21 protein-coding genes are annotated in these 20,037 nt (G+C 67.6%); 10 read left to right on the forward strand and 11 right to left on the reverse strand.

Features of this window, described 5'->3' with window-relative positions:
• The first annotated feature begins 101 nt into the window (after nucleotides 1-101).
• From ASC92_RS02890 to ASC92_RS02905, 4 genes are read left to right on the forward strand one after another with little or no spacing between them, the layout of a single operon-like run.
• Nucleotides 102-404, forward strand: coding sequence for a FeoA family protein (locus ASC92_RS02890; RefSeq protein WP_056510118.1), 303 nt, complete (start codon nucleotides 102-104; stop codon nucleotides 402-404).
• Nucleotides 397-2,292, forward strand: coding sequence for a ferrous iron transporter B (feoB, locus tag ASC92_RS02895; RefSeq protein ID WP_056510119.1), 1,896 nt, complete (start codon nucleotides 397-399; stop codon nucleotides 2,290-2,292). Before ASC92_RS02890 ends, feoB begins: the two co-directional genes overlap by 8 nt.
• A 27-nt stretch (nucleotides 2,293-2,319) precedes the next feature.
• Entirely contained in the window at nucleotides 2,320-2,610 is a 291-nt protein-coding gene (locus ASC92_RS02900; RefSeq protein ID WP_056510121.1) for a DUF6587 family protein, read from the forward strand.
• Between the two features lie 4 nt (nucleotides 2,611-2,614).
• Nucleotides 2,615-3,799: an FAD-dependent monooxygenase gene (locus ASC92_RS02905; RefSeq protein WP_056510123.1), complete on the forward strand. Its 1,185-nt coding sequence runs from the start codon at nucleotides 2,615-2,617 to the stop codon at nucleotides 3,797-3,799.
• Nucleotides 3,800-4,091: 292 nt separating this feature from the next.
• Here ASC92_RS02905 and ASC92_RS02910 read toward each other — a convergent pair whose 3' ends face one another.
• The 8 genes from ASC92_RS02910 to ASC92_RS02945 all read right to left on the reverse strand — a co-directional run bounded on the left by ASC92_RS02910 (nucleotide 4,092) and on the right by ASC92_RS02945 (nucleotide 11,240).
• Nucleotides 4,092-5,330: a hypothetical protein gene (locus ASC92_RS02910; RefSeq protein WP_056510124.1), complete on the reverse strand. Its 1,239-nt coding sequence runs from the start codon at nucleotides 5,328-5,330 to the stop codon at nucleotides 4,092-4,094.
• 99 nt (nucleotides 5,331-5,429) lie between these two features.
• Nucleotides 5,430-6,266 (reverse strand): tryptophan 2,3-dioxygenase, encoded by an 837-nt coding sequence (gene kynA / locus ASC92_RS02915; RefSeq protein WP_157608967.1) that lies wholly within the window; start codon nucleotides 6,264-6,266, stop codon nucleotides 5,430-5,432.
• A gap of 17 nt (nucleotides 6,267-6,283) precedes the next feature.
• On the reverse strand, nucleotides 6,284-6,769 hold the full coding sequence (locus ASC92_RS02920; RefSeq protein ID WP_056510128.1) for a hypothetical protein: 486 nt from the start codon (nucleotides 6,767-6,769) through the stop codon (nucleotides 6,284-6,286).
• A gap of 13 nt (nucleotides 6,770-6,782) precedes the next feature.
• Nucleotides 6,783-8,069, reverse strand: a complete 1,287-nt coding sequence (gene kynU / locus ASC92_RS02925) for a kynureninase (protein WP_056510130.1) — start codon at nucleotides 8,067-8,069, stop codon at nucleotides 6,783-6,785.
• Between the two features lie 10 nt (nucleotides 8,070-8,079).
• On the reverse strand, nucleotides 8,080-8,733 hold the full coding sequence (gene kynB / locus ASC92_RS02930; protein ID WP_056510132.1) for an arylformamidase: 654 nt from the start codon (nucleotides 8,731-8,733) through the stop codon (nucleotides 8,080-8,082).
• 74 nt (nucleotides 8,734-8,807) lie between these two features.
• A complete protein-coding gene (locus tag ASC92_RS02935) occupies nucleotides 8,808-9,134 on the reverse strand; it encodes a YkgJ family cysteine cluster protein (RefSeq protein ID WP_056510134.1) in 327 nt (108 codons plus the stop codon).
• Nucleotides 9,135-9,168: 34 nt separating this feature from the next.
• The gene (locus ASC92_RS02940; RefSeq protein ID WP_056510136.1) at nucleotides 9,169-10,587 is read right to left on the reverse strand and encodes a sensor histidine kinase; all 1,419 of its coding nucleotides are present in this window, start codon (nucleotides 10,585-10,587) and stop codon (nucleotides 9,169-9,171) included.
• A complete protein-coding gene (locus tag ASC92_RS02945) occupies nucleotides 10,584-11,240 on the reverse strand; it encodes a response regulator transcription factor (RefSeq protein ID WP_056510138.1) in 657 nt (218 codons plus the stop codon). The genes ASC92_RS02940 and ASC92_RS02945 overlap by 4 nt, the downstream gene beginning before the upstream one ends.
• A gap of 84 nt (nucleotides 11,241-11,324) precedes the next feature.
• Here ASC92_RS02945 and ASC92_RS02950 point away from each other — a divergent pair, with 84 nt between their 5' ends.
• Nucleotides 11,325-13,277, forward strand: coding sequence for an alpha/beta hydrolase family protein (locus tag ASC92_RS02950; RefSeq protein WP_157608968.1), 1,953 nt, complete (start codon nucleotides 11,325-11,327; stop codon nucleotides 13,275-13,277).
• A 19-nt stretch (nucleotides 13,278-13,296) separates the two neighbouring features.
• On the opposite strand, the gene argF is transcribed toward ASC92_RS02950, so the two are convergent.
• Both argF and ASC92_RS02960 read right to left on the reverse strand, forming a co-directional pair.
• Complete coding sequence (argF, locus tag ASC92_RS02955; RefSeq protein ID WP_056510143.1) at nucleotides 13,297-14,262, reverse strand: ornithine carbamoyltransferase; 966 nt, start codon at nucleotides 14,260-14,262, stop codon at nucleotides 13,297-13,299.
• On the reverse strand, nucleotides 14,259-15,467 hold the full coding sequence (locus ASC92_RS02960) for an aspartate aminotransferase family protein (protein WP_056510145.1): 1,209 nt from the start codon (nucleotides 15,465-15,467) through the stop codon (nucleotides 14,259-14,261). The genes argF and ASC92_RS02960 overlap by 4 nt, the downstream gene beginning before the upstream one ends.
• A gap of 161 nt (nucleotides 15,468-15,628) precedes the next feature.
• Between ASC92_RS02960 and ASC92_RS02965 the strand changes: the two genes are divergently transcribed.
• Nucleotides 15,629-15,952, forward strand: a complete 324-nt coding sequence (locus ASC92_RS02965) for a DUF3579 domain-containing protein (protein WP_056510147.1) — start codon at nucleotides 15,629-15,631, stop codon at nucleotides 15,950-15,952.
• Between the two features lie 147 nt (nucleotides 15,953-16,099).
• On the opposite strand, the gene rpsT is transcribed toward ASC92_RS02965, so the two are convergent.
• Complete coding sequence (rpsT, locus tag ASC92_RS02970) at nucleotides 16,100-16,414, reverse strand: 30S ribosomal protein S20 (RefSeq protein ID WP_007831346.1); 315 nt, start codon at nucleotides 16,412-16,414, stop codon at nucleotides 16,100-16,102.
• 119 nt (nucleotides 16,415-16,533) lie between these two features.
• Between rpsT and murJ the strand changes: the two genes are divergently transcribed.
• The 4 genes from murJ (at nucleotide 16,534) to ASC92_RS02990 (ending at nucleotide 20,028) form a co-directional block, all read left to right on the forward strand.
• Nucleotides 16,534-18,087 (forward strand): murein biosynthesis integral membrane protein MurJ, encoded by a 1,554-nt coding sequence (gene murJ, locus ASC92_RS02975; protein ID WP_056510149.1) that lies wholly within the window; start codon nucleotides 16,534-16,536, stop codon nucleotides 18,085-18,087.
• A gap of 84 nt (nucleotides 18,088-18,171) precedes the next feature.
• The gene (locus ASC92_RS02980) at nucleotides 18,172-19,023 is read left to right on the forward strand and encodes a SirB1 family protein (protein ID WP_056510152.1); all 852 of its coding nucleotides are present in this window, start codon (nucleotides 18,172-18,174) and stop codon (nucleotides 19,021-19,023) included.
• A gap of 1 nt (nucleotide 19,024) precedes the next feature.
• A complete protein-coding gene (locus ASC92_RS02985) occupies nucleotides 19,025-19,453 on the forward strand; it encodes a bleomycin resistance protein (RefSeq protein WP_056510153.1) in 429 nt (142 codons plus the stop codon).
• 143 nt (nucleotides 19,454-19,596) lie between these two features.
• Nucleotides 19,597-20,028 carry a YciI family protein gene (locus ASC92_RS02990; RefSeq protein ID WP_056510155.1) on the forward strand — a complete coding sequence of 144 codons (432 nt, stop codon included), beginning with the start codon at nucleotides 19,597-19,599 and terminating at the stop codon, nucleotides 20,026-20,028.
• Nucleotides 20,029-20,037 lie beyond the last annotated feature (9 nt).

Consider the following 20,037-nt stretch of genomic DNA (forward strand, 5'->3'; position numbering starts at 1 on the left):
TCCAGGCTTTTGAGGGGGTTGGTCAGGTTTTTGTGAGTGAGAATTGCTAGCATCTAGCCTTTGCTTACCGGCGCGCCCGATATTCCGGGCGTCATCTCACCGTGCGAACCACCGATTTCGGCGCAGCGCCGACCACCGCCGTCGCCCTGCGCCTCGACCAGCTTCCGAACAACCAGTGGGCGACCGTGCTCGACGTGGCGCGCCCCGAGGATGCGGACGGCCGCGAACTGGTCCTGCGCCTGACGGAAATCGGCTTCGTGCCCGGCGAGGCCGTGCGCATCGTCGCCAGCGGCATTCCGGGCCGCGAGCCGCTGGCGGTCCGCCTCGGCCACACCACCTTCGCGCTACGCCGCCACGAAGCCGCGCTGATCCATGTCACGCCCGGAGCCGCCAACCATGGTTGAAGCCGTCATCCAGGGCCCCGGCCGTCTCGCGGCCACTGCTCAGCCGGGCCGCATCGCCCTGCTGGGCAACCCCAACTGCGGCAAGACCGCGCTGTTCAACCTGCTCACCGGCAGCCGCCAGAAGGTGGCCAACTACGCCGGCGTGACGGTCGAGCGCAAGGAAGGCACGCTGCGCACGCCGTCGGGCCGCCGTGTGTTCGTGCTCGACCTGCCGGGTGCCTACAGCCTGAACGCACTGAGCGCCGACGAGGCCGTCACCCGCGACGTCGTCACCGGCCAGAGCAAGGAAGCCTTGCCCGACCTGCTGGTGTGCGTCACCGATGCCACCAACCTGCGCCTGAACTTGCGGCTGGTGCTCGAGGCCAGGCGGCTGGGCCTGCCGATGGTGGTGGCACTCAACATGACCGACATGGCCCGCAAGCAGGGCATCGCGGTCGACGCGGCGGTGCTCTCGCGCGAACTGGGCGTGCCGGTCATCGAGACGGTCGGCGTGCACACCGGTGGCGCGCAGGGCCTGCTCGAAGCGCTCGACACGCCCGTGGCCGCCGCTGCGCCGCAGCCCTGGCAGGCACCGGGCCTCGACGACGTGCTGGCCACGCAGCGCGAGGTGCGCCGCATCCTCGGCCTGGCGGTGAAGGAGCCGGCGGGCAGCCTCGCCACCAGCGACCGCATCGACCGCGTGGTGATGCATCCGCTGTGGGGCATGCTGGTGCTCGCCGTCACCATGTTCCTGATGTTCCAGGCCGTGTTCAGCTGGGCCAATGTGCCGATGGACGCCATCAAGGCCGGCACCGAGGGGCTGGGCAGCCTGCTCAAGGCGCACATGCCGGAGGGCATGCTGCAGAGCCTGCTGGTCGACGGGGTCATCGCCGGCGTGGGCGGCGTGATCGTCTTCCTGCCGCAGATCCTGATTCTTTTCCTCTTCATCCTCGCGCTGGAAGACTCGGGCTACCTGCCGCGCGCGGCCTTCCTGCTGGACCGCGTGATGGGCACAGTGGGCCTGTCGGGCCGCTCGTTCATTCCGCTGCTGTCGAGCTTCGCCTGCGCCATTCCCGGCGTGATGGCCACGCGCACCATCAGCAACTGGCGCGACCGCATCACGACCATCATGATCGCGCCGCTCATGACCTGTTCGGCGCGGCTGCCGGTGTATGCGCTGCTCATCGCTGCCTTCATTCCGGCGCGCACGGTGGGCGGCGTGTTCAACCTGCAGGGCGTGGTGCTGTTCGCGCTCTACGTGTTCGGCATCGTCTCGGCCATGGCCGTGGCCTGGGTGATGAAGCGCTTTCGCGACAGCACCTCGCAGTCGCCGCTGCTGATGGAGCTGCCTGCCTACCGCTGGCCGAACCCGCGCAACCTGGCGCTGGGGCTGTACGAACGCGCATGGATCTTCATCCAGCGCGTGGGCACGATCATCCTCACGCTGACGATCCTGCTGTGGTTCCTGTCGACCTTCCCCTCGCCGCCGGAGGGCGCGACCGGGCCGGCCATCCAGTACAGCCTGGCCGGCATGATCGGCCGCGGGCTGGAGCACATCTTCGCGCCCATCGGCTTCAACTGGCAGATCTCGATTGCGCTGGTGCCGGGCATGGCAGCGCGCGAGGTGGCCGTGGGTGCGCTCGGCACGGTGTACGCGCTGTCGGCCACGGGCGACGACGTGGCGGGGCAGCTGGAGCCGCTGATCGCGGGCAGCTGGTCGCTGGCTACCGCACTGTCGCTGCTGGTCTGGTACGTGTTCGCGCCGCAGTGCATCTCGACGCTCGCGGCCGTGAAGCGCGAGACGGGCTCGTGGAAGTACGTCTGGATCATGGCCGGCTACCTCTTCGCGCTGGCCTACATGGCGTGCTTCATCACTTACCGCGTTGCACTGGCACTGGGAGCGGGTTAAAACCCGCCACGAAAGGTTGAAGAAGAAATGGCACAGCAACTGATCGTCGGATTGATCGTCGCGGCAGCCGCGCTCTACGCGGTCTGGCGCTGGATGCCCGCGGGCTGGCGCCGCGGCGCGGCACGGAAGCTCGCGGCCGGTACGCACCGCGCGGGCTGGGTCGACGAAGCCCGCGCGAAGGAGCTGGCCGCCTCGCTGGCAAAGACCTCGGGCTGCGGCTCCTGCGACAGCTGTGGAAGCTGCGCTCCCAAGACTCCCCTGAAGCAACCCGAAGCCGACCAGGGCACCATCGCGCCGTCGTCCACGCACAGCCGCTGAGCCGATGCCCGCGCACATCCTCGTCGCCGGGGGCGGCATCGGGGGGCTGGCCACTGCGCTGGCGCTGTCCCGCCGACGGCACCGCGCCGACGTCTTCGAACAGGCCGCGGCCTTCGGCGAAATCGGCGCCGGCGTGCAGCTAGGCCCCAACGCCACGCGGCGCCTTCAGCAACTCGATCTGGGCTCCGGGCTCGCGGCCATTGCGGCGCGGCCCGACGCGCTCGCGGTGCACAGCGCCGAAAGCGGCTCGGAGCTGGCCCGCATGCCGCTAGGAGAGGTCATGCAGCAGCGCTACGGCGCTCCTTATTTCTGCGTGCATCGCGCCGACCTGCACGGCCTGCTGCTCGATGCCGTGCGCGCACGCGGTACTGGCACGCTCGTCACCGCGGCGCACATCACGCAGGTGGAAACCAGCGACGACCTTGTCTGCCTGTCGAGCACCGATGCGCGCGCCTGGGAAGGCGAAGCCGTCGTCGGGGCCGATGGCCTCTGGAGCATGGTGCGGCAGCAGCTCGACTCCGCGTCCGCCGCGCAGCCGCCGCGCGTCACCGGCCACACGGCGTGGCGCGCGCTGATCCGGCAGGCCGACCTGCCCGCCGCATTGCGCCGCGGGCAGGTCGACGTCTGGCTCGGCCCGCGCCTGCATGCGGTGGCGTATCCGGTGCGCGGCGGCGATTGGCTCAACGTGGTTGTCATCGCCGAGTCCGCCCCCGCCGGCGATGCGCGCGACTGGGACCAGGCCGGCAGCGTCGGCGCGCTGAAGCAGGCCATGGGCCGCAGCTGCGCCGGCCTGCAGGCGCTGCTCGATGCCATGCCCGGCTGGCGCGCATGGTCGCTTGGCGACCGGGCGCCCCTGACCGGCGCTGCTGACATGGCGCACGAGCGCGTCGCACTGGTGGGCGATGCGGCGCATCCGATGGTGCCGTACCTCGCGCAGGGCGCGGGCATGGCCATCGAAGACGCGGTGGCGCTGGCCGAGGCGCTGGGCGACGGCAGCGCCGCCGGCGTGCCCGCGGCGTTCGCGCGCTATGCCGAGGCGCGCTGGGCACGCAATGCACAGGTGCAGGCGCGCGCGCGCCGCAACGGCGAGATCTTCCACGCCACGGGCGCAGTGCGGTTGGGGCGCGACATGGCGATGCGCTTGTTGGGAGCAAAGCTGCTCGACCAGCCGTGGCTGTACGGCGGTTGATGCTTCTGCCCCCGGGTGTGTGCACAGGCCACCGGGTACTCCCCTCCGCGAATGTCCCCCGGCCTGCGGCCTCCTCCTTTATTTCGCTGCGGGGAGCACCCGATGCCCTGTGCACGAGGGCACGCTCTGGGTGCACCGCTGATCAACGACTGTTCTGTCCAACGATCACGCCGATGGGGTGCCTTTGCGCAGCGAAATAAAGGAGGAGCCCGAAGGGCGGGGGACATTCGCGGAGCAAGGTACCCCATCGGCGTGAGCGCGCGCACCAAGCGTCACGCACAGAGAGCCAGTTTCACAGCCGAAAGGTCTGCAGGTGCTCGATGCGCTCTGCAAGCCCTTCCTGTCCCAGGTAGTGGCCCTGCTTGCCGGCGAGGCTGGTCTTCAGTTCGAGCAGCATCGCATCGCGGTCCGCGGTGAAGGCCGGCTGCACGTCGATGCCCGCCCGCGCACAGGCATCAGCGATCAGGTGCGCGCTCGCGGGCGCACCGCAGGCCGCGCACTTGACGATGGCAGCCACGTTGGGCTCCGCGCCGTTGGCCAGCAGCGCGCTCGTGAGTTCGGGCGCGATCTGTCCGTCGATGTTGCGCAGTGCATCGGCCGCCACTGGCGCACCCGCACGCACCAGCGCCGCGGCTGCGGCGAAAGCGCCGTGCCCCACCGCGACGTCGGTCGCGAGCGCACTACCTTGCAGCGGCCCGTCGAAGTCCACGCCCGCGGCGGCGAGCTCGGCGACCAGCTCGGCATCGTCGGTCGCGATGGCATGGCGCAGGGCCACGCGCGCGAGCGAGGGCTGGTGGCGCAGCGTACCTTCGGCCAGCGGCGTGCGCCAGTCGGCCACGGCACGGGAATAGAAGGCGACCAGCTTGTCCATCAGGTCGAGATCGAGCCCGTGCTCCTCATGGCGGTCGTCGAGGTATTCGAGCAGCGTCTGCCCCGAGAAGTAGTCGCTGGTGGGAGCCAGCGGGTCTTCTTCCAGATGCAGAGCCGCGAAGGCGCCCATGAGGCCGGGTGCGATGGTGTTCACGCTGTCTTCGTGCAGCGCATGCGTCCATGCCGGCGGCAGGCCCTTCTTCCACGCGATGACCTGCCCGTGACCGGCGCCGGGCTCCACCACCGTGTAGATGCGGTCGGTGTATTCGAAGCCGCCGAAAGGCAGGTGCGTGAGCTTGCCGCTCCACGGGGCGCCGCCTTCTCGCGCGGCTTCCTCGGCCAGTTCGAGTTCGTGCGCGATCCAGCCCTGCAGGTCGTGGTAGCCGTCGCTGCCGTTCCAGAACAGCTCGTTCCAGCTGATGGATTCGAGATTGCCGTTCATCTCGAGCGACAGGTCGTAGTCGAGCCGCCCGCCCGCGGTCTGTTGCCACAACGCGAGCAGCGCCTCGGGGATCGAGCCCGCGCACTGGGCCTGCACGGCATCGATCTGCTGCCGCGGCATCGGCGGCTGTGCGTCGAAGATCACGCGGTCGGCGAACAGCACGACGCCATGTTCGCGCAAGGTGGAAAGCTCGTCGGGTGTGAACCGGATGTCGTTCATGGCGGTGGCCTCCGTTGTTTCCAAAAATGTAGCGCTTTGTGCCAGCGGAGCAATCCGGACCACCCCAGCTTTATTAGGGCGTTTGCGCGGCTTGAGCGGCTACAGATCGGTGCGCAACTTCCAGATCTCGGGAAACAGCACCACGTCGAGCATCTTGCGCAGGTAGCTCACCCCGCCCGTGCCGCCGGTGCCGCGCTTGAAGCCGATCACGCGCTCGACCGTCGTGACGTGGCGGAAGCGCCAAAGGCGGAATGCATCTTCGAGGTCGGTGAGCTTTTCGCCGAGCTGGTACAGGTCCCAGTGATCGTGCGGGTTCCGGTAGACCGTGAGCCACGCGGCTTCGACGCCGTCGCTCGCTTCGTAGGGCTGGGTCCAGTCGCGCTCGAGCCGGTCGGCGGGCATCGGCAGGCCGCGGCGCGCCAGCAGGCGCAGCGATTCGTCGTACAGCGAAGGCGCGCGGTAGGCCGCATCGACTTGCGCGAGCAGGTCGGCCCGGTGCGCATGCGGCTTGAGCATCGCGGCGTTCTTGTTGCCGAGTGCGAATTCGATGCAGCGGTACTGCGCGCTCTGGAAGCCGCTGGAGTTCGCCAGGTACGGGCGCATCGCCGTGTATTCAGGCGGCGTCATGGTCGAGAGCACGGTCCATGCGCTCACCAGCTGTTCCATGATGCGGCTCACCCGCGCGAGCATCTTGAAGGCGTCGGCCAGCTTCTCGCTGGCGACGCAGCTGGTGGCTGCGCGCAACTCGTGAAGCATGAGCTTCATCCAGAGCTCGCTGGTCTGGTGCTGCACGATGAACAGCATCTCGTCGTGCGCGGGCGAGAGCGGGTGCTGGGCGTTGAGGATCTCGTCGAGGTGCAGGTAGTCGCCGTAGCTCATGGACTTGCTGAAGTCCAGTTGCGCCTTTTCTTCGTGGACGATTTTTTCGGTGCTCATGATGTTTTGCTGGTTGGTCATCGCCAGACCACGGCGGTGTAGGAGGGGAGGCCCATGCCGGACTCTTTCCTGGGGTAGACGAAGCGCACGGCTTCGTCCTTGCGCTTGAACTGCTGGTAGGTTTCGCCGCCCGGGATGCGGCCCTTCTCGGCCGGCGCGTAGCCGGCGTCGCGCACTTCCTTCACAAGGCGATCGAAGGCGGCCTTGTCGGTCAGCGAGAGCTGGATGCTGTTCTCGCTGCCGCGGCTTTCCACATAGGTGGACTTCATGAGGTGCGTGGTCTGGCCGTCGACGAACTTCTCGTACTCGATCATGCTGACCTCGTCGGTCACGGTCTTGTCGGCATACGAGAAGCCTTGGCGCTTGACCTCCTGGCGGAAGGCGTCGGGCGACAGGACGACGAAGGCCTTCAGTTGCGGCAGCGTGAAGTTCGGCTGCTGTGCAAGGGCGGGGGCTGCCGCCATCAGCAGCGTGGCGGAAAGAGCGAACAATGCGTGTTTCATGATGCGGCGCCGCTCAGGTGACGGCGTTCTTGCGGTTGAACTCTTCGCGCTTCCACTCGCCCGTCTCGAGCACCTGCACGAGGTGCTCGACCGAGTTCCACACGTCCTCGAAGCCGATGTACAGCGGCGTGAAGCCGAAGCGCAGGATGTCGGGCATCTGCGAGTCGCCGGCGCGGTAGTCGCCGATGACGCCGCGCGCGATCAACGCCTGCACGATGGCATAGGCGCCTTCCTCGCGGCTCAGGCAGACCTGCGAGCCGCGTTGGGCGTGATCGCGTGGCGTGATGAGCGAGAGGCCCTGGCCGGCGCAACGTTCTTCCACCAGCTTGATGAAGAGATCGGTCAGCGCGAGCGACTTGGTGCGCAGCGCTGCCATCGCGCCGTGATCGCCGTTGAAAGCTTCGGCCGCGAGCACGGTGTCGAGCCCGCATTCCAGTCCGGCCAGCGCAATGATGGGCTGCGTGCCGCAAAGGTAGCGGCCCACGCCCGGCGCAGGGCGGTAGTGCGGCGTGAATTCGAAGGGCGCAGCATGGCCCCACCAGCCCGACAGCGGCTGCTCGAACTGGCCCGCATGCTTCGTGTGCACCCATGCGAAGGCCGGCGCGCCGGGGCCGCCGTTGAGGTACTTGTAGCCACAGCCGATCGCGTAGTCGGCGTTGCTCTCGTTGAGCGCGACCGGCACCGCGCCCGCGCTGTGCGCGAGGTCCCACACCGTGAGCGCGCCCGCGGCGTGCGCGGCGGCGGTGACGGCCTTCATGTCGTGCATCGCGCCGGTGCGGTAGTTCACGTGCGTCAGCATCAGCACGGCCACTTCTTCGGTCAGCACCGAATCCGGGCCTTGCAGTTCGCTCGCATCGATCAGCTTGAGCGTGAAGCCGCGCTCGCGGCACAGCGACTCGGCGATGTAGAGGTCGGTCGGGAAGTTGCTGCGTTCGCTCACCACCAGCTTGCGTCCGCTGTCCTTGTGCTGCGACAGCGCAGCGAACAGCACCTTGTAGAGATTGACCGAGGTGCTGTCGGTGCACACCACTTCGCCGGGCGCGGCGCCGATCAGTCGGGCCACCTTGTCGCCCAGGCGTTGCGGCAGGTCGAACCAGCTCGCGGTGTTCCACGAACGGATCAGGCCTTCGCCCCATTCCTTCGTCACGACTTCGGCGATGCGCGCCGCGGCGGCCGTGGGCATTACGCCGAGCGAGTTGCCGTCGAGGTAGAGCACGCCCTCGGGAATCGTGAATTGGTCGCGCAAGGCGCGCAGCGGGTCTTGCGCGTCGAGCGCGCGGCAGTCTGCAAGAGTCGTCATGGTGGAAGTTTCAGCGGGGGAGTTCGCGCAGCACGGCGCGAACGGGGGAGGCATCGGCGCTGACCAGCTTGAGCGGCAGGGCGATGAGTTCGTAGTCGCCCTCGGGCACGTCGTCGAGCACGAGGTTCTCCAGCACGCGCAGGTCGAGGCGGCGGATGCGTTGGTGGCTGTCCAGCGTCTTGCTGTCGGCCGGGTCGATGCTGGCGGTGTCGATGCCGATGAGCTTCACGCCCATGGCTGCGAGGCGCTCGACGGTGGCGGGGGCGTAGGCGGCAAGCCGAGGGTCCCATAGGTCCACCGGCATGGCGGTGTAGGTGCGCACCAGCACGCGCTGGGGCAGGGTGCTGTCGACGGCGTGGGAGATGTGCTCCCACTCGATCAGCGGGCCCGTGTCGATCGCATGGATCACGCGGCAGGGGCCGAGGAAGGGCGTGAGGTCGACGTTGCCGATGCTCTGGCCGGCGGGGTCGTAATGCAGCGGCGCGTCGGCGTGCGCGCCGACGTGGGGCGAGAGCTTGATCTCGCTGACGTTCACCGGGCAGTCCGGCGAGATGGTCGCTGCCCAGCGCTGCTGGTAGGGCGTGTCGCCGGGAAACACCGGCGTGCCTTCATGCACGGGCGGCGAGATGTCCCAGATCCGGGGGCGGGGTTGCTTTGAACGCATGGCGCGAAGTTAGCGCCCGGCGAGCGGTCGTGGTGTCGGTTATTTCCAACACCTTATGTGACGAGTTGAAGCCGTCAATGAAGCGACGACAGCACGGGCAGTCCGTGCCGGGCGCGCGCCCGCTCGCAGGCGTCGCTGCCGGCCTGCAGTTCGTGGCACGGATTGGGGCGCCATTCGTAGATGCCGCAGCCCACGGCCTGTCCGATCTTGCCGGTGAGCGCTGCGCAGCGCATGGGCGTGTGGTCGGTGCCGCGCATGCGGCAAATGGCGTCGTTCACCTCGACCGCGAGCCCGGACGGCACGCTGCCGCCGTTGTCGTCGAGCTCATGGACGCTGAAGTCGACGCGGTAGCTCGCGCAGCAGGCGCCGCATTGCTGGCATGGAGAGGTGGTGCGGCTCATCGCGTGATGGTAGCGGCGTGGTTCAAGGCGTCTGCTAGTCGCCCGCCCGTGGCAGGCGGACACGGAACCCCACGCCGCGCCCCTGCAGCCCGTCGACGATCTCGACGCTGCCGTCCAGGCGTAGCGCGGCCTGTCGCGCGATCGCCAGGCCGAGGCCGGCGCCGCTGGCGCGCGGCTCGGTGCCGCGGTGGAAGCGCTCGAAGACATGTTCGCGCTGCGAGGCCGCGATGCCGGGGCCATCGTCGCGCACTTCGAGCAGGAGTTGCCCGTCGGCATCGCGCAAGTCCACGGCGACCATGCTGCCCGGCACGCCATGGCGCAAGGCGTTGTCGACGAGGTTCTGGACGATCGACTCCAGCGCGCCCAGGTCGATGCGGCAGGGCAGGGCGTCCGGTGCATCGAGTGACAGTTCGCGCCCTTCGCGTATCGCGGCCTGGGCGGCTGGGCCGAGCAGCGCGCGCAGCCAATGCGCCACGTCGACGCGGCTTGCACTGCGCGGGCCGGCGCGGTCCAGCGCAGCCAGCTCGAGCAGTTGCCGCGCCAGGTGCGAAGTCCGCGCGATGGCCTGGTTCAGCTGCCTCTCGGCCAGGGCGCGCTCCGCCGGGTCCTGGGCGTGCGCGAGCACATGGGCCTGCGCGTTGATCACCGCCAGCGGCGTCCGGATCTCGTGGGCCGCGTCTTGCACGAACGCGCGCTCGCGCTGCACCGTGCCGCGCAGGCGCGACAAGAGGGCGTCGAGCGCCTGCACCAGCGGCTTGAGTTCGCGGTAGCGCGCAGGCACGCCGACGGCGTTCAGGTCGTCGCTCGGCCGCTCTTCGATGCGCCGCGCCAGTTGCTGAAGCGGACGCAGGCTCGCGCGCACCGTGAGCCAGACGGCCAGCAGGACGAACGGAAACGCCACCAGCAGATAAGGCAGGATAAAGCCGGCGTTGTAGCGCAGGAAGGCGCTGCCGGTCCGGCGCGGATTGAGGATCTGCAAGCGCCAGTGCGCGCTGGTCCGGTCGTAGCGCCAGTAGCGTTCCGACCAGTCAGCGGCGGATGCATCGGATGTCTCGGATGGCCATCCCTCGGACGCGAAGACGCGGCGATCGCGGCTGTCGCGCAGTTCGTAGAGCACGATCCCGCCCAGGCGTTTGTCCTGGGTGCGGCGGATCGCAGTCCAGCGTTCGGTGGCTGCCATCACGGCGCGTGCGTGCGCCTGATCCGGCGTTTCGTCCAGCGCCACCAGCAAGGCATCGCCGAACTGCTTGAGTCCGGGTGCCTCGGCGAGGTACTGACGATTCTCGGCATAGAGATAGCCCAGCAGCGCAACCCAGATCAGCAGGAAGACGAGCAGCGTCGACCAGGTGCCGCGCCGAACAAGCGACGGCTCGGACAGGTGCCGCCACAGCGCATGCCGCGCGCTCGCCGGAGCCGGAGCGCGAGCCCCTTCGGGCGGCCGTGCGGGGTTCATGGTTCGAGCAAATAGCCGATGCCGCGCACGGTGCGCACGCGCTCGGTGCCGATCTTCTTGCGTAGGTTGGAAACATGCACTTCGATGGCTGCAAAGTCGACCGGATCGCCTAGCGGCTCGAGGCGTTGCGACAGCACATCTTTGGCCACCACGGCACCGGGTTCGCGCGCCAGTTCCAAGAGCAGCTGGAATTCGCGCGGCGAGAGCGCCAGCGGCGCGCCCTGCAGCTTCGCTTGGCGCCGGCCCGGCTCGATCTCCAGCGCGCCCACGGTCCAGTGCTCGCTGGCTTGCTGCGCGCTGCGCCGCACTACGGCGCGCACACGTGCCACGAGTTCAGCGGTGTCGAAAGGCTTGATGACGAAATCGTCCGCGCCGCCGTCGAGGCCGGCCAAGCGGTCGTCGATGGCGGAACGCGCGGTGATCACGATGACCGGCACCCGAACGCCGCCGCGCCGCCAGCGCCGCAGCAGATCGAAGCCGCTGGCATCGGGCAGGTTCAGGTCGAGCAGCATACAGTCGACCCGCGCGGCATCGACGACATGCGGCGCATCCGCGGCGCGGCGCACCCACTCGCTGGTGAAGTGCTCGACCTTGAGGCTGGCCTGGAGCGCGCGCCCGAGGTCGAGATCGTCTTCGATGAGCAGGATGTGCATGGCTTCGCATTGTGGCGCGCGCACCTTTGGGAAAGCCAAAGGTTGGCCTGCCCACAATGCGGCATCCAACAAGGAGGAGAACCCGTGACATTGAGAATTCCGATCGCGATCGTCCTGGCGGGCCTGCTGGGAGGCTGCGCGGTGGCGCCGACGCATCCGGCGCTGCAGGACCAGGTCTTGCCGCCGTTGATTCCGGTCCGAGAGTTCGTCGCGAACGTGGAGGGTACGGGCGTTTATCGCGTGTCGCCCGACGGCGCGTCGCTTGCGTGGAAAGGCATCAGCGGATTGAAGCCGGCCGTGTGGGTGAAGGCATTGGCCAGCGGCGCAACGCGGTCGATCCCGCTGCGTGTGCAATCCATCGTCTGGTCGGGCGACAGCCGCTTTCTCTTCCTGATGGTGGACCCCACGGGCGACGAAGACACACATGTGTTTGCCGTCGATATGGCGCGCGCCGACGCGCAGCCCGTGGACCTGACGCCGTTCAAGGGCACGCGTTCGCGGATTCAGCGGCGCATCGAGAACAGTTCCGAGGTTCTCGTGTTCTCCAACGCGCGCGACAAAAAGGTGTTCGACCTTTACCGGATCGACCCCGCCACGGGCACGCGGGCGCTCGTTGCGCAGAATCCGGGCAACGTCACCAGCTGGTCGGTGGACCGCGATGGCCGCCTGCGGGCACGTTCGGTGCAGGACGGCGATGAGCGGTACCTGCAGGTGCCTGACGGCGACACATGGCGCACGACGCTGCGCTGGCAGAAGGAGGAAAGCTGGTGGATCGCGGATTTCGTGCCCGGGACGAACACCGCCTGGGCGGTCTCGAACCGCGGGCGCGACAAGGAGGCCCTGGTGCGCATCGATCTCGAATCGGGCGCCGAGGAAGTGGTCTACCAGGATGCGGAGGTCGACATCGAGCAGGTGCTGATGAGCCGCCGCAGCAATGCGCCGCTCGCGGCCTATTCGATGCCGGGCCATCCGCGCAACAGGTTTTTCGACGCTGCGCTTGCGGCGCGGCTCGAACCCCTGGCTGGCGGCGAACCTGCGGCGGTCCATGTGACCAGCATGGCCGATGACGAACAGACCATGACCGTCAGCGTCGGCACCGACCGCGGCTGGAAGTACTACCTGCTCGGCAGTCCCTCCACGGCGCCCGTGCTGCTCGGCGAAAGCAGCACCAGTGGCCTTGCTTCGTCGCTGGCGCCGACGCGGCCGGTTGCCTACGCTGCGCGCGACGGCCTGCAGATCCATGGCTACCTCACGCTGCCGCCGGGCGTGCAGGCGCGCGCGCTGCCGATGGTGCTGCTGGTTCACGGCGGTCCCTGGGCGCGCGACGTGTGGACCTACCAAGGCACCAACCGGAGCGTGCAGCAGTTTTTCGCCAATCGAGGCTATGCGGTGCTGCAAGTGAACTACCGGGGCTCCAGCGGCTACGGCCGCGCCTTCATGGAAAAGGCGGTCGGTGAATTCGCCGGCAGGATGCACGACGACCTGATCGACGGCGTCCGCTGGGCGGTGGCGCAGGGCGTGGCCGATCCGGCGCGGGTGGCCATCTACGGCGCGAGCTACGGCGGCTATTCGGCGCTCGTCGGCGCCACGATGACGCCCGAGACCTTCGCTTGCGCAGTGGATGTGGTGGGCATGTCCGACCTGTCGCGGCTCGTCGAGAACGCGCCCGCCTACTGGGCGCTGGGCATGCCTTGGTGGAAGCGCTATGTGGGCGATCCGGCCGATCCGGCACAGCGAAAAGTCATGGACGCCAAGTCACCGATCAACCATGTCGCCAAGGTGCGCGCGCCGGTGCTCGTCATGCATGGCGTGAACGACCCGCGTGTGAAGTTCGATCAATCCGAGCGCATGGTGGCGGCGCTGCGCGCTGCCGGCAAGCAGGTCGAGTTCGTGAGCTTCCAGGGCGACGGCCACGGCAACCAGAAATGGACCAACAACCTCGCCATGTACCGCCACACGGAGGACTTCTTCGCCAAGTGTCTTGGCGGCCGCAGCAGCGGCTTCGACTACTACCAGCTGGGCGCCTGGGCCTTCTGACCGGCCCGGGCGCTGGCGCCTACAGCCGCCCCAGCAGCAGAAACTCCATCAGCGCCTTCTGCGCATGCAGCCGGTTCTCGGCCTCGTCCCACACCACCGACTGCGGCCCGTCGATGACCTCGGCCTGCACTTCCTCGCCGCGGTGCGCCGGCAGGCAGTGCATGAAGAGGGCGTCGGGCTGCGCGATGCGCATCATGTCCTCGTCGACGCACCAGTCGGCAAAGGCCTTGCGGCGCGCCTCGTTCTCGGCCTCGTAGCCCATGCTGGTCCAGACGTCGGTGGTGACGAGGTCGGCGCCGCGGCAGGCTTCCATCGGGTCCTGGAAGACCTTGTAGCTGTCGCCCGAGCGGATGCCGGCGATCGACTGGTCGACCTCGTAGCCGCTGGGCGTGCTCACGTGCACCGTGAAGCCCAGGATCTCGGCGGCCTGCAGCCAGGTGTTGGCCATGTTGTTGCCGTCGCCGACCCAGGCCACGGTCTTGCCCTTGAGGCAGGAAAGTGCGTCGCCTCCGGCGTCGCGTGAACCGCGGTGCTCGATGTAGGTGAAGATGTCCGCGAGGATCTGGCAGGGGTGGAACTCGTTGGTCAGGCCGTTGATGACAGGCACGCGCGAATGCGCCGCGAAGGCGTCGATCTTGGTCTGCTCGTACGTGCGGATCATCACGAGGTCGACCATGCGGCTGATGACCTTGGCGCTGTCTTCGATGGGTTCGGCGCGGCCGAGCTGGCTGTCGCCGGTGGTCAGGTGCACCACGCTGCCGCCCAGCTGGTACATGCCGGCCTCGAAGCTCACGCGGGTGCGCGTGCTGGCCTTCTCGAAGATCATGGCCAGCGTGCGATCGACCAGCGGCTGGTGCTTCTCGTAGGTCTTGAACTTCTTCTTGATGATCGCCATGCGATCGAAGAGGTAGGCATATTCGTCGGCCGTGAAGTCCGAGAACTGCAGGTAGTGCCGGATGGCGTTGGGCGTGGCGGCGGTCGTCATTGCGCTGCAGGCTCCGACAGGAAGGTTTTCACGATGGGCGCGAGGATGGCGACGATCTCGTCGGCTTCGGCCGTGGTCAGGATGAGCGGCGGCACGAGGCGGATCACCTTGTCGGCCGTCACGCTCAGCAGCAGGCCGGCATCGCAGGCGCGGTTCAGGATCACGCCGCAGGGCCGGTCGAGCTCGATGCCCAGCATCAGGCCCTGGCCGCGGATTTCCTTCACGCCCGGCAGGCCGCCGATTTCGCGCTCCAGCGCGGCCTTGAGATGTGCGCCCACGGCGGCGGCGTTCTCGAGCAGCTTGTGCTCTTCCATGATGCGGATGGTTTCGATGCCGGCGCGCATGGCGAGCGGGTTGCCCCCGAACGTGGTGCCGTGGTTGCCGGGCCCGAAGATGTTGGCGGCCTTGGGGCCGGCCACCACGGCGCCGATCGGCACGCCCGAGCCCAGGCCCTTGGCCAGCGGCATGACGTCGGGCAAGATTCCGGCCCACTGGTGGGCGAACCACTTGCCGGTGCGGCCCATGCCGCACTGCACCTCGTCGATCATCATAAGCCAGTCGCGCTCGTCGCACAGGGCGCGCACCTGCTTGAGGTATTCCCAGCGCATCGGGTTGATGCCGCCTTCGCCCTGGATGGTTTCGAAGAACACGGCCACCACGTTGGGGTTGCCCTCGGTGGCCTTCTTCAGTGCCTCGATGTCGTTTAGCGGCACGCGGATGAAGCCCTCCACCAGCGGGCCGAAGCCGGCCTGCACCTTGGGGTTGCCGGTGGCCGACAGCGTGGCGATGCTGCGGCCGTGGAAGGCGGCTTCGTAGACGACGATCTCGGGGCGCTCGATGCCCTTGTCATGGCCGAACTTGCGCGCCAGCTTCAGCGCGGCTTCGTTGGCTTCGAGGCCGGTGCAGCAGAAGAAGGCGTTGGTGAGGCCGGAGATTTCGGTCAGCTTGGTGGCGAGCTGCTCCTGGCCGGTCACGTGGTAGTAGTTGGAACTGTGGATCAGCTTGGTCAGCTGGTCCTGCAGGGCGGGCACCAGCTCGGGGTGGTTGTGGCCCAGGGTGTTCACTGCGATGCCGCCGAGGCCGTCGAGGTAGGCCTTGCCCGCGGTGTCCCAGACTCGGCAGCCCTGGCCGTGCGACAGCGCGATCGGCAGGCGACCGTAGGTGTTCATGACGTGGGGCGAGGTGGGCTGGGCGGTAGCGCTCATTCGGGTTCTCCAGATAGGGAACGCGAATTCTAGGCGTGCGGTTTGACGGCTTCGTTGAGGATTCCGCATTACAGCAATGCCCCGTGTTCAGGATGCAAAAAGTGCCGCGGATAGAATCGCTTGTTGCACCGCAGCACCCGCTCCGGTCGCCTGATTCAACGATGATTTCCTCCACTGCCAAAGAAATCTTCATCCAGGGAATTACCAAGGATGGCCGGACTTTTCGCCCGAGCGATTGGGCCGAGCGCCTGGCCGGCGTGATGTGCTCTTTCCGTCCCGGCGGCGCCTATCCGGGCAGCCACCTGAGCTATTCGCCCTGGTGCATCCCGACGACCATCAATGGTGTGAAGTGCGTGGTCGTGAACCGTGCGCTGCGCGACGCGGAGCCGATGGCCTGGGATTTCTGCGTGAACTTCGCCAGGGACAACGATCTGCAGGTCGCCGAGGCCTGTCTGGTTCCCGACGCCCCACCCGCAAAGGCCTGACCGGCCTTTTTTCTTGTCCGCGGCCTGGCTTCGCGAACCAAGCGGGCATGAAAAAACCGCCCGAAGGCGGTTTTTTACACTTTGCTGCAGCGCACCCCGATCAAACGGCGGACCGGAGAATTCCGGTCCGGGCTTGCCTGACAGGTGTCAGGCGGCGGCCTTTTCAGGCGCCAGGGCGAGGGCCTTGACCTTGGCCGACAGGCGGCTCTTGTCGCGGGCGGCCTTGTTCTTGTGGAAGATGCCCTTGTCGGCGACGGTGTCGACGATGCTCTGGGCCTTCGCGAACAGTTCGCTTGCCTTGGTCTTGTCGCCAGCCAGAACAGCCTTTTCGACGTTCTTGACAGCGGTACGGTATTTGGAGCGCAGCGAGGTGTTCGCAGCGTTGAGCTTGGTGTCCTGGCGGACGCGCTTACGGCCGGAGGCGAGGCGCGGGTTCTTCTTCTTGGGCTTGGCGGATGCCATATTTAATGTTCCTTAGGTGTCTGAGGATGATGCAGCAAAGCCCTCGATTATAGGCCGGGTTGCCTTTTCCGCCGAATCGGCCCGTTTCAGGGGTTTGGCGGGCCCTACACTCGGCCCCCGTGTCCCTGCTCAAATCCGCCTCCACCGTCTCCCTGCTGACCCTCGCCTCGCGAATCACGGGCCTCGTGCGCGACGTGCTGTTTGCCTCGGTTTTCGGCGTCAGCGCGCTGACCGACGCGTTCAACGTCGCATTCCGCATCCCCAACCTGTTCCGGCGGGTCTTCGGCGAAGGCGCCTTCAGCCAGGCCTTCGTGCCGGTGCTGGCCGCGCGCAAGGCCGAAGCCGGAGAGGAGGGCGCCAGGCAGCTCATCGACCACGTCGCCACGCTGCTGACCTGGACGCTGGTGATCGTCTGCGTGGCAGGCGTGGCCGGCGCGCCCCTGCTGGTCTGGGCCATGGCCAGCGGGCTGCCCGGCTTCGACGCCGCCATCGTCATGACGCGTTGGATGTTCCCCTACATCGGCTTCATGTCGCTGGTGGCGCTGGCGGGCGGCATTCTCAACACCTGGCGCAAGTTCGCGGTGCCGGCGGCCTCGCCGGTGCTGCTCAACGTGGCGCTGATTTTGTCGATCCTGGTCGGGGCGCCGCTTTTCCGGCACTGGGGCATCGAGCCGATTTATGCACAGTGCGTGGGCGTGCTGGTGGGTGGCGTGCTGCAGCTTGCGCTGCAGATTCCGGCACTGCGCAAGCTGGGGCTGATGCCGCGCGTGGGAACCAGCCTTCGGGCGCTGCGCACCGCCTGGACCGACCCGAACACGCGCAAGGTGCTCAGCCTGATGTTGCCCGCGCTGCTGGGCGTGAGCGTGGCGCAGATCTCGCTGCTCATCAACACGCAGATCGCCTCCCATCTGGCGGTGGGCAGCGTCACCTGGATCACCAACGCCGACCGGCTGATGGAGTTTCCCACCGCGATGCTCGGCGTCGCCCTCGGCGTGGTGCTGATGCCGCAGCTGGCCGGCGCCCGCGCCGCCAAGGACGACGCGCGCTATTCCTCGCTGCTCGACTGGGGCCTGCGCCTCGTGGTGCTGCTGTCGGCGCCGTGTGCCGTCGCCTTGCTGCTGTTCGCAAAACCGCTGGTGGCGGTGCTCTTCCACAACGGCGCCTACTCGGGCGAGGACGTGGGCCGCACCACCCTGGCGCTGATGGGTTACGGCGTCGGGCTGGTCGGTATCGTGGCCGTGAAGGTGCTGGCACCCGGCTACTACGCCAAGCACGACACGCGCACGCCGATGCTCATCGCCGTGGGCGTGCTGGTGCTGACGCAGATCCTCAACATCTTCCTGGTGCCGGTGCTGCAGCACGCCGCGCTGACCCTGACCATCGCCATCGGCGCGCTGGTCAATTCGACCTGGCTGCTGGTCGGCCTGGTGCGCCGCGGCAGCTACAAGCCCGAACCGGGCTGGGGCAGGTTTACGCTGCAGGTGCTGGCCGGCACGCTGGTGCTGGCGGCCCTGCTGGTCTGGGGCTCGGCGCATTTCGACTGGATCGCCCTGCGCGACCAGCGCCTGCTGCGCATCGGCCTGCTCGCCGCGCTGATCGCCGGCTCGGCGTTGCTTTATTTTGGGGTGCTGGCGGCAGTGGGCGTGCGGCTGCGCAGCTTCATCCGCCGCTGAAGCGCCGTGCGGGAGGTGTTCGTGCGTGCGCAATACGCGTGTGCCCTGCCTTGACGCTCCCGGCGGGCTCCTCTACAAAGACACATGACGTTCAGCTTTCAGGTTCCCACCGCACTGGAGTATTTCGAATCGCTGGTCTGCAGCGACGATCACTTTCCGCTGCTCGAAGCCGCCGCCAGCCTGGCGCAGGACGAATACCCCGAGCTCGACGTGCAGCAGGTACTGGGCGATGTCGACCAGCTCCTGGCTCGCCTCAAGCGCCGCCTGCCGGCCGACGCCGCGCCGCTGGCTCGCCTGCGCGCCCTGAACCAGTTCTTCTTCAACGACCTGAGCTTCGGCGGCAATGTCAACGACTACTACGACCCCGACAACAGCTACCTGAACGCCGTGCTGCGCACCCGCCGTGGCATTCCGATCTCGTTGGCGGTGCTGTGGATGGAGTTGGCGCAGGGCCTGGGCCTGCAGGCGCGCGGCATCGGCTTTCCGGGGCATTTCATGCTCAAGGTGACGCTGCCCAAGGGGCAGGTGGTGATCGATCCTTTCACCGGCAAGTCGCTGTCGCGCGAGGAACTGGGCGAACGGCTCGAGCCCTACAAGCGCAGCAACGGACTGGTCGGCGATTTTGACGTGCCGCTGGGCCTGTACCTGCAGCCTGCCAGTCCGCGCGAAATCATCGCCCGCATGCTGCGCAACCTGAAGGAAGTGCACCACGCGCAGGAAGACTGGCAGCGCGTCATCGCCGTGCAGGACCGCCTGATCGCGCTGTTGCCCAGCGCCTGGGGCGAGTACCGCGACCGCGGCATCGCGCATGCCGAACAGGGCAACACGGCGCAGGCCGTGCGCGACCTGGAAACCTACCTGGCGAAGGCTGAGGACGCCCTCGACATCGACGCGATCGCCGAGCGCGTCGCCACCCTTCGCCGCTTGGCCAATTGAAATGGACGCCAAGGCAGGCGTGAGCCCGGCGCCCGACCTGGGCACCCTGCATGAATTCCATGGCGTTCAGCCGGTGCTGCCAGTGTCGGATGTCTCGCGCGCCGCGCGGTGGTTTCGCGACGTGCTGGGCTTCGAGCTCGATTTCATCGCAGGGGAGCCGCCCAGCTACGCCCGGGTGAAGAAGGGCGACCGCAGCTACGGCGACCCGGTCTACCTGCGGCTGTGGCAGTGCAGCACGCGCGAGGCCAGGCCTTGGCGCGGCGAAATCGTGATCCATGTGGGCAAGGACATCGACGGCCTGCATGCTGCGTACGTGAAGCGCGGCGTGACTGTCATCGAGCCGCCGGTCTCCCAGCCCTGGGGCTTGCGCGAATTCGCGATCCGCGAGCCCGACGGGCATGTGCTGCGCTTCTGCGGCTACCTGCCCTGAAAGCCTCGAATTCCTGAAACGCAAAATTACAAATAGATCGACGCGAGCGTGTCGATCCGTCTTCCGCTCGTCCGACGTGTGAACAGGAGCAGGCAAATTTCCTCCAGCCGCTCCCAAGCTCATCAACCTTCAGGAGAAACGACATGCGATTCATGATTCTGGTCAAGGCCAACGCCGATTCCGAAGCCGGCGTGATGCCCAGCACCGAAATACTCACCGCCATGGGGAAGTTCAACGAGGAGCTGGTCAAGGCCGGTGTGCTGCTGGCTGGCGAAGGCCTGCATCCCAGCTCCAGGGGCGTGCGCGTGCGCTGCGAGGGCCCGACCAGGCGCACCGTCATCGACGGACCGTTTGCCGAAACCAAGGAGCTGCTGGCCGGCTTCTGGCTGTTCCAGGTCAAGTCGAAGGAAGAAGCCATCGAATGGATCAAGCGCAGCCCGTTCCAGGAAGGCGAGATCGAGATCCGCCAGGTGTTCGAGGCCGCTGATTTCGGCGACTCGATGACGCCCGAGCTGCTCGCCCAGGAAGACCGCCTGCGCGCCGAGACCGAAGCCCGCGCCAAAGCCGGCAACTGAAGCAACCGC

Origin of the sequence: Variovorax sp. Root411 (assembly GCF_001425205.1) — a bacterium.
Lineage (GTDB): Bacteria > Pseudomonadota > Gammaproteobacteria > Burkholderiales > Burkholderiaceae_C > Variovorax.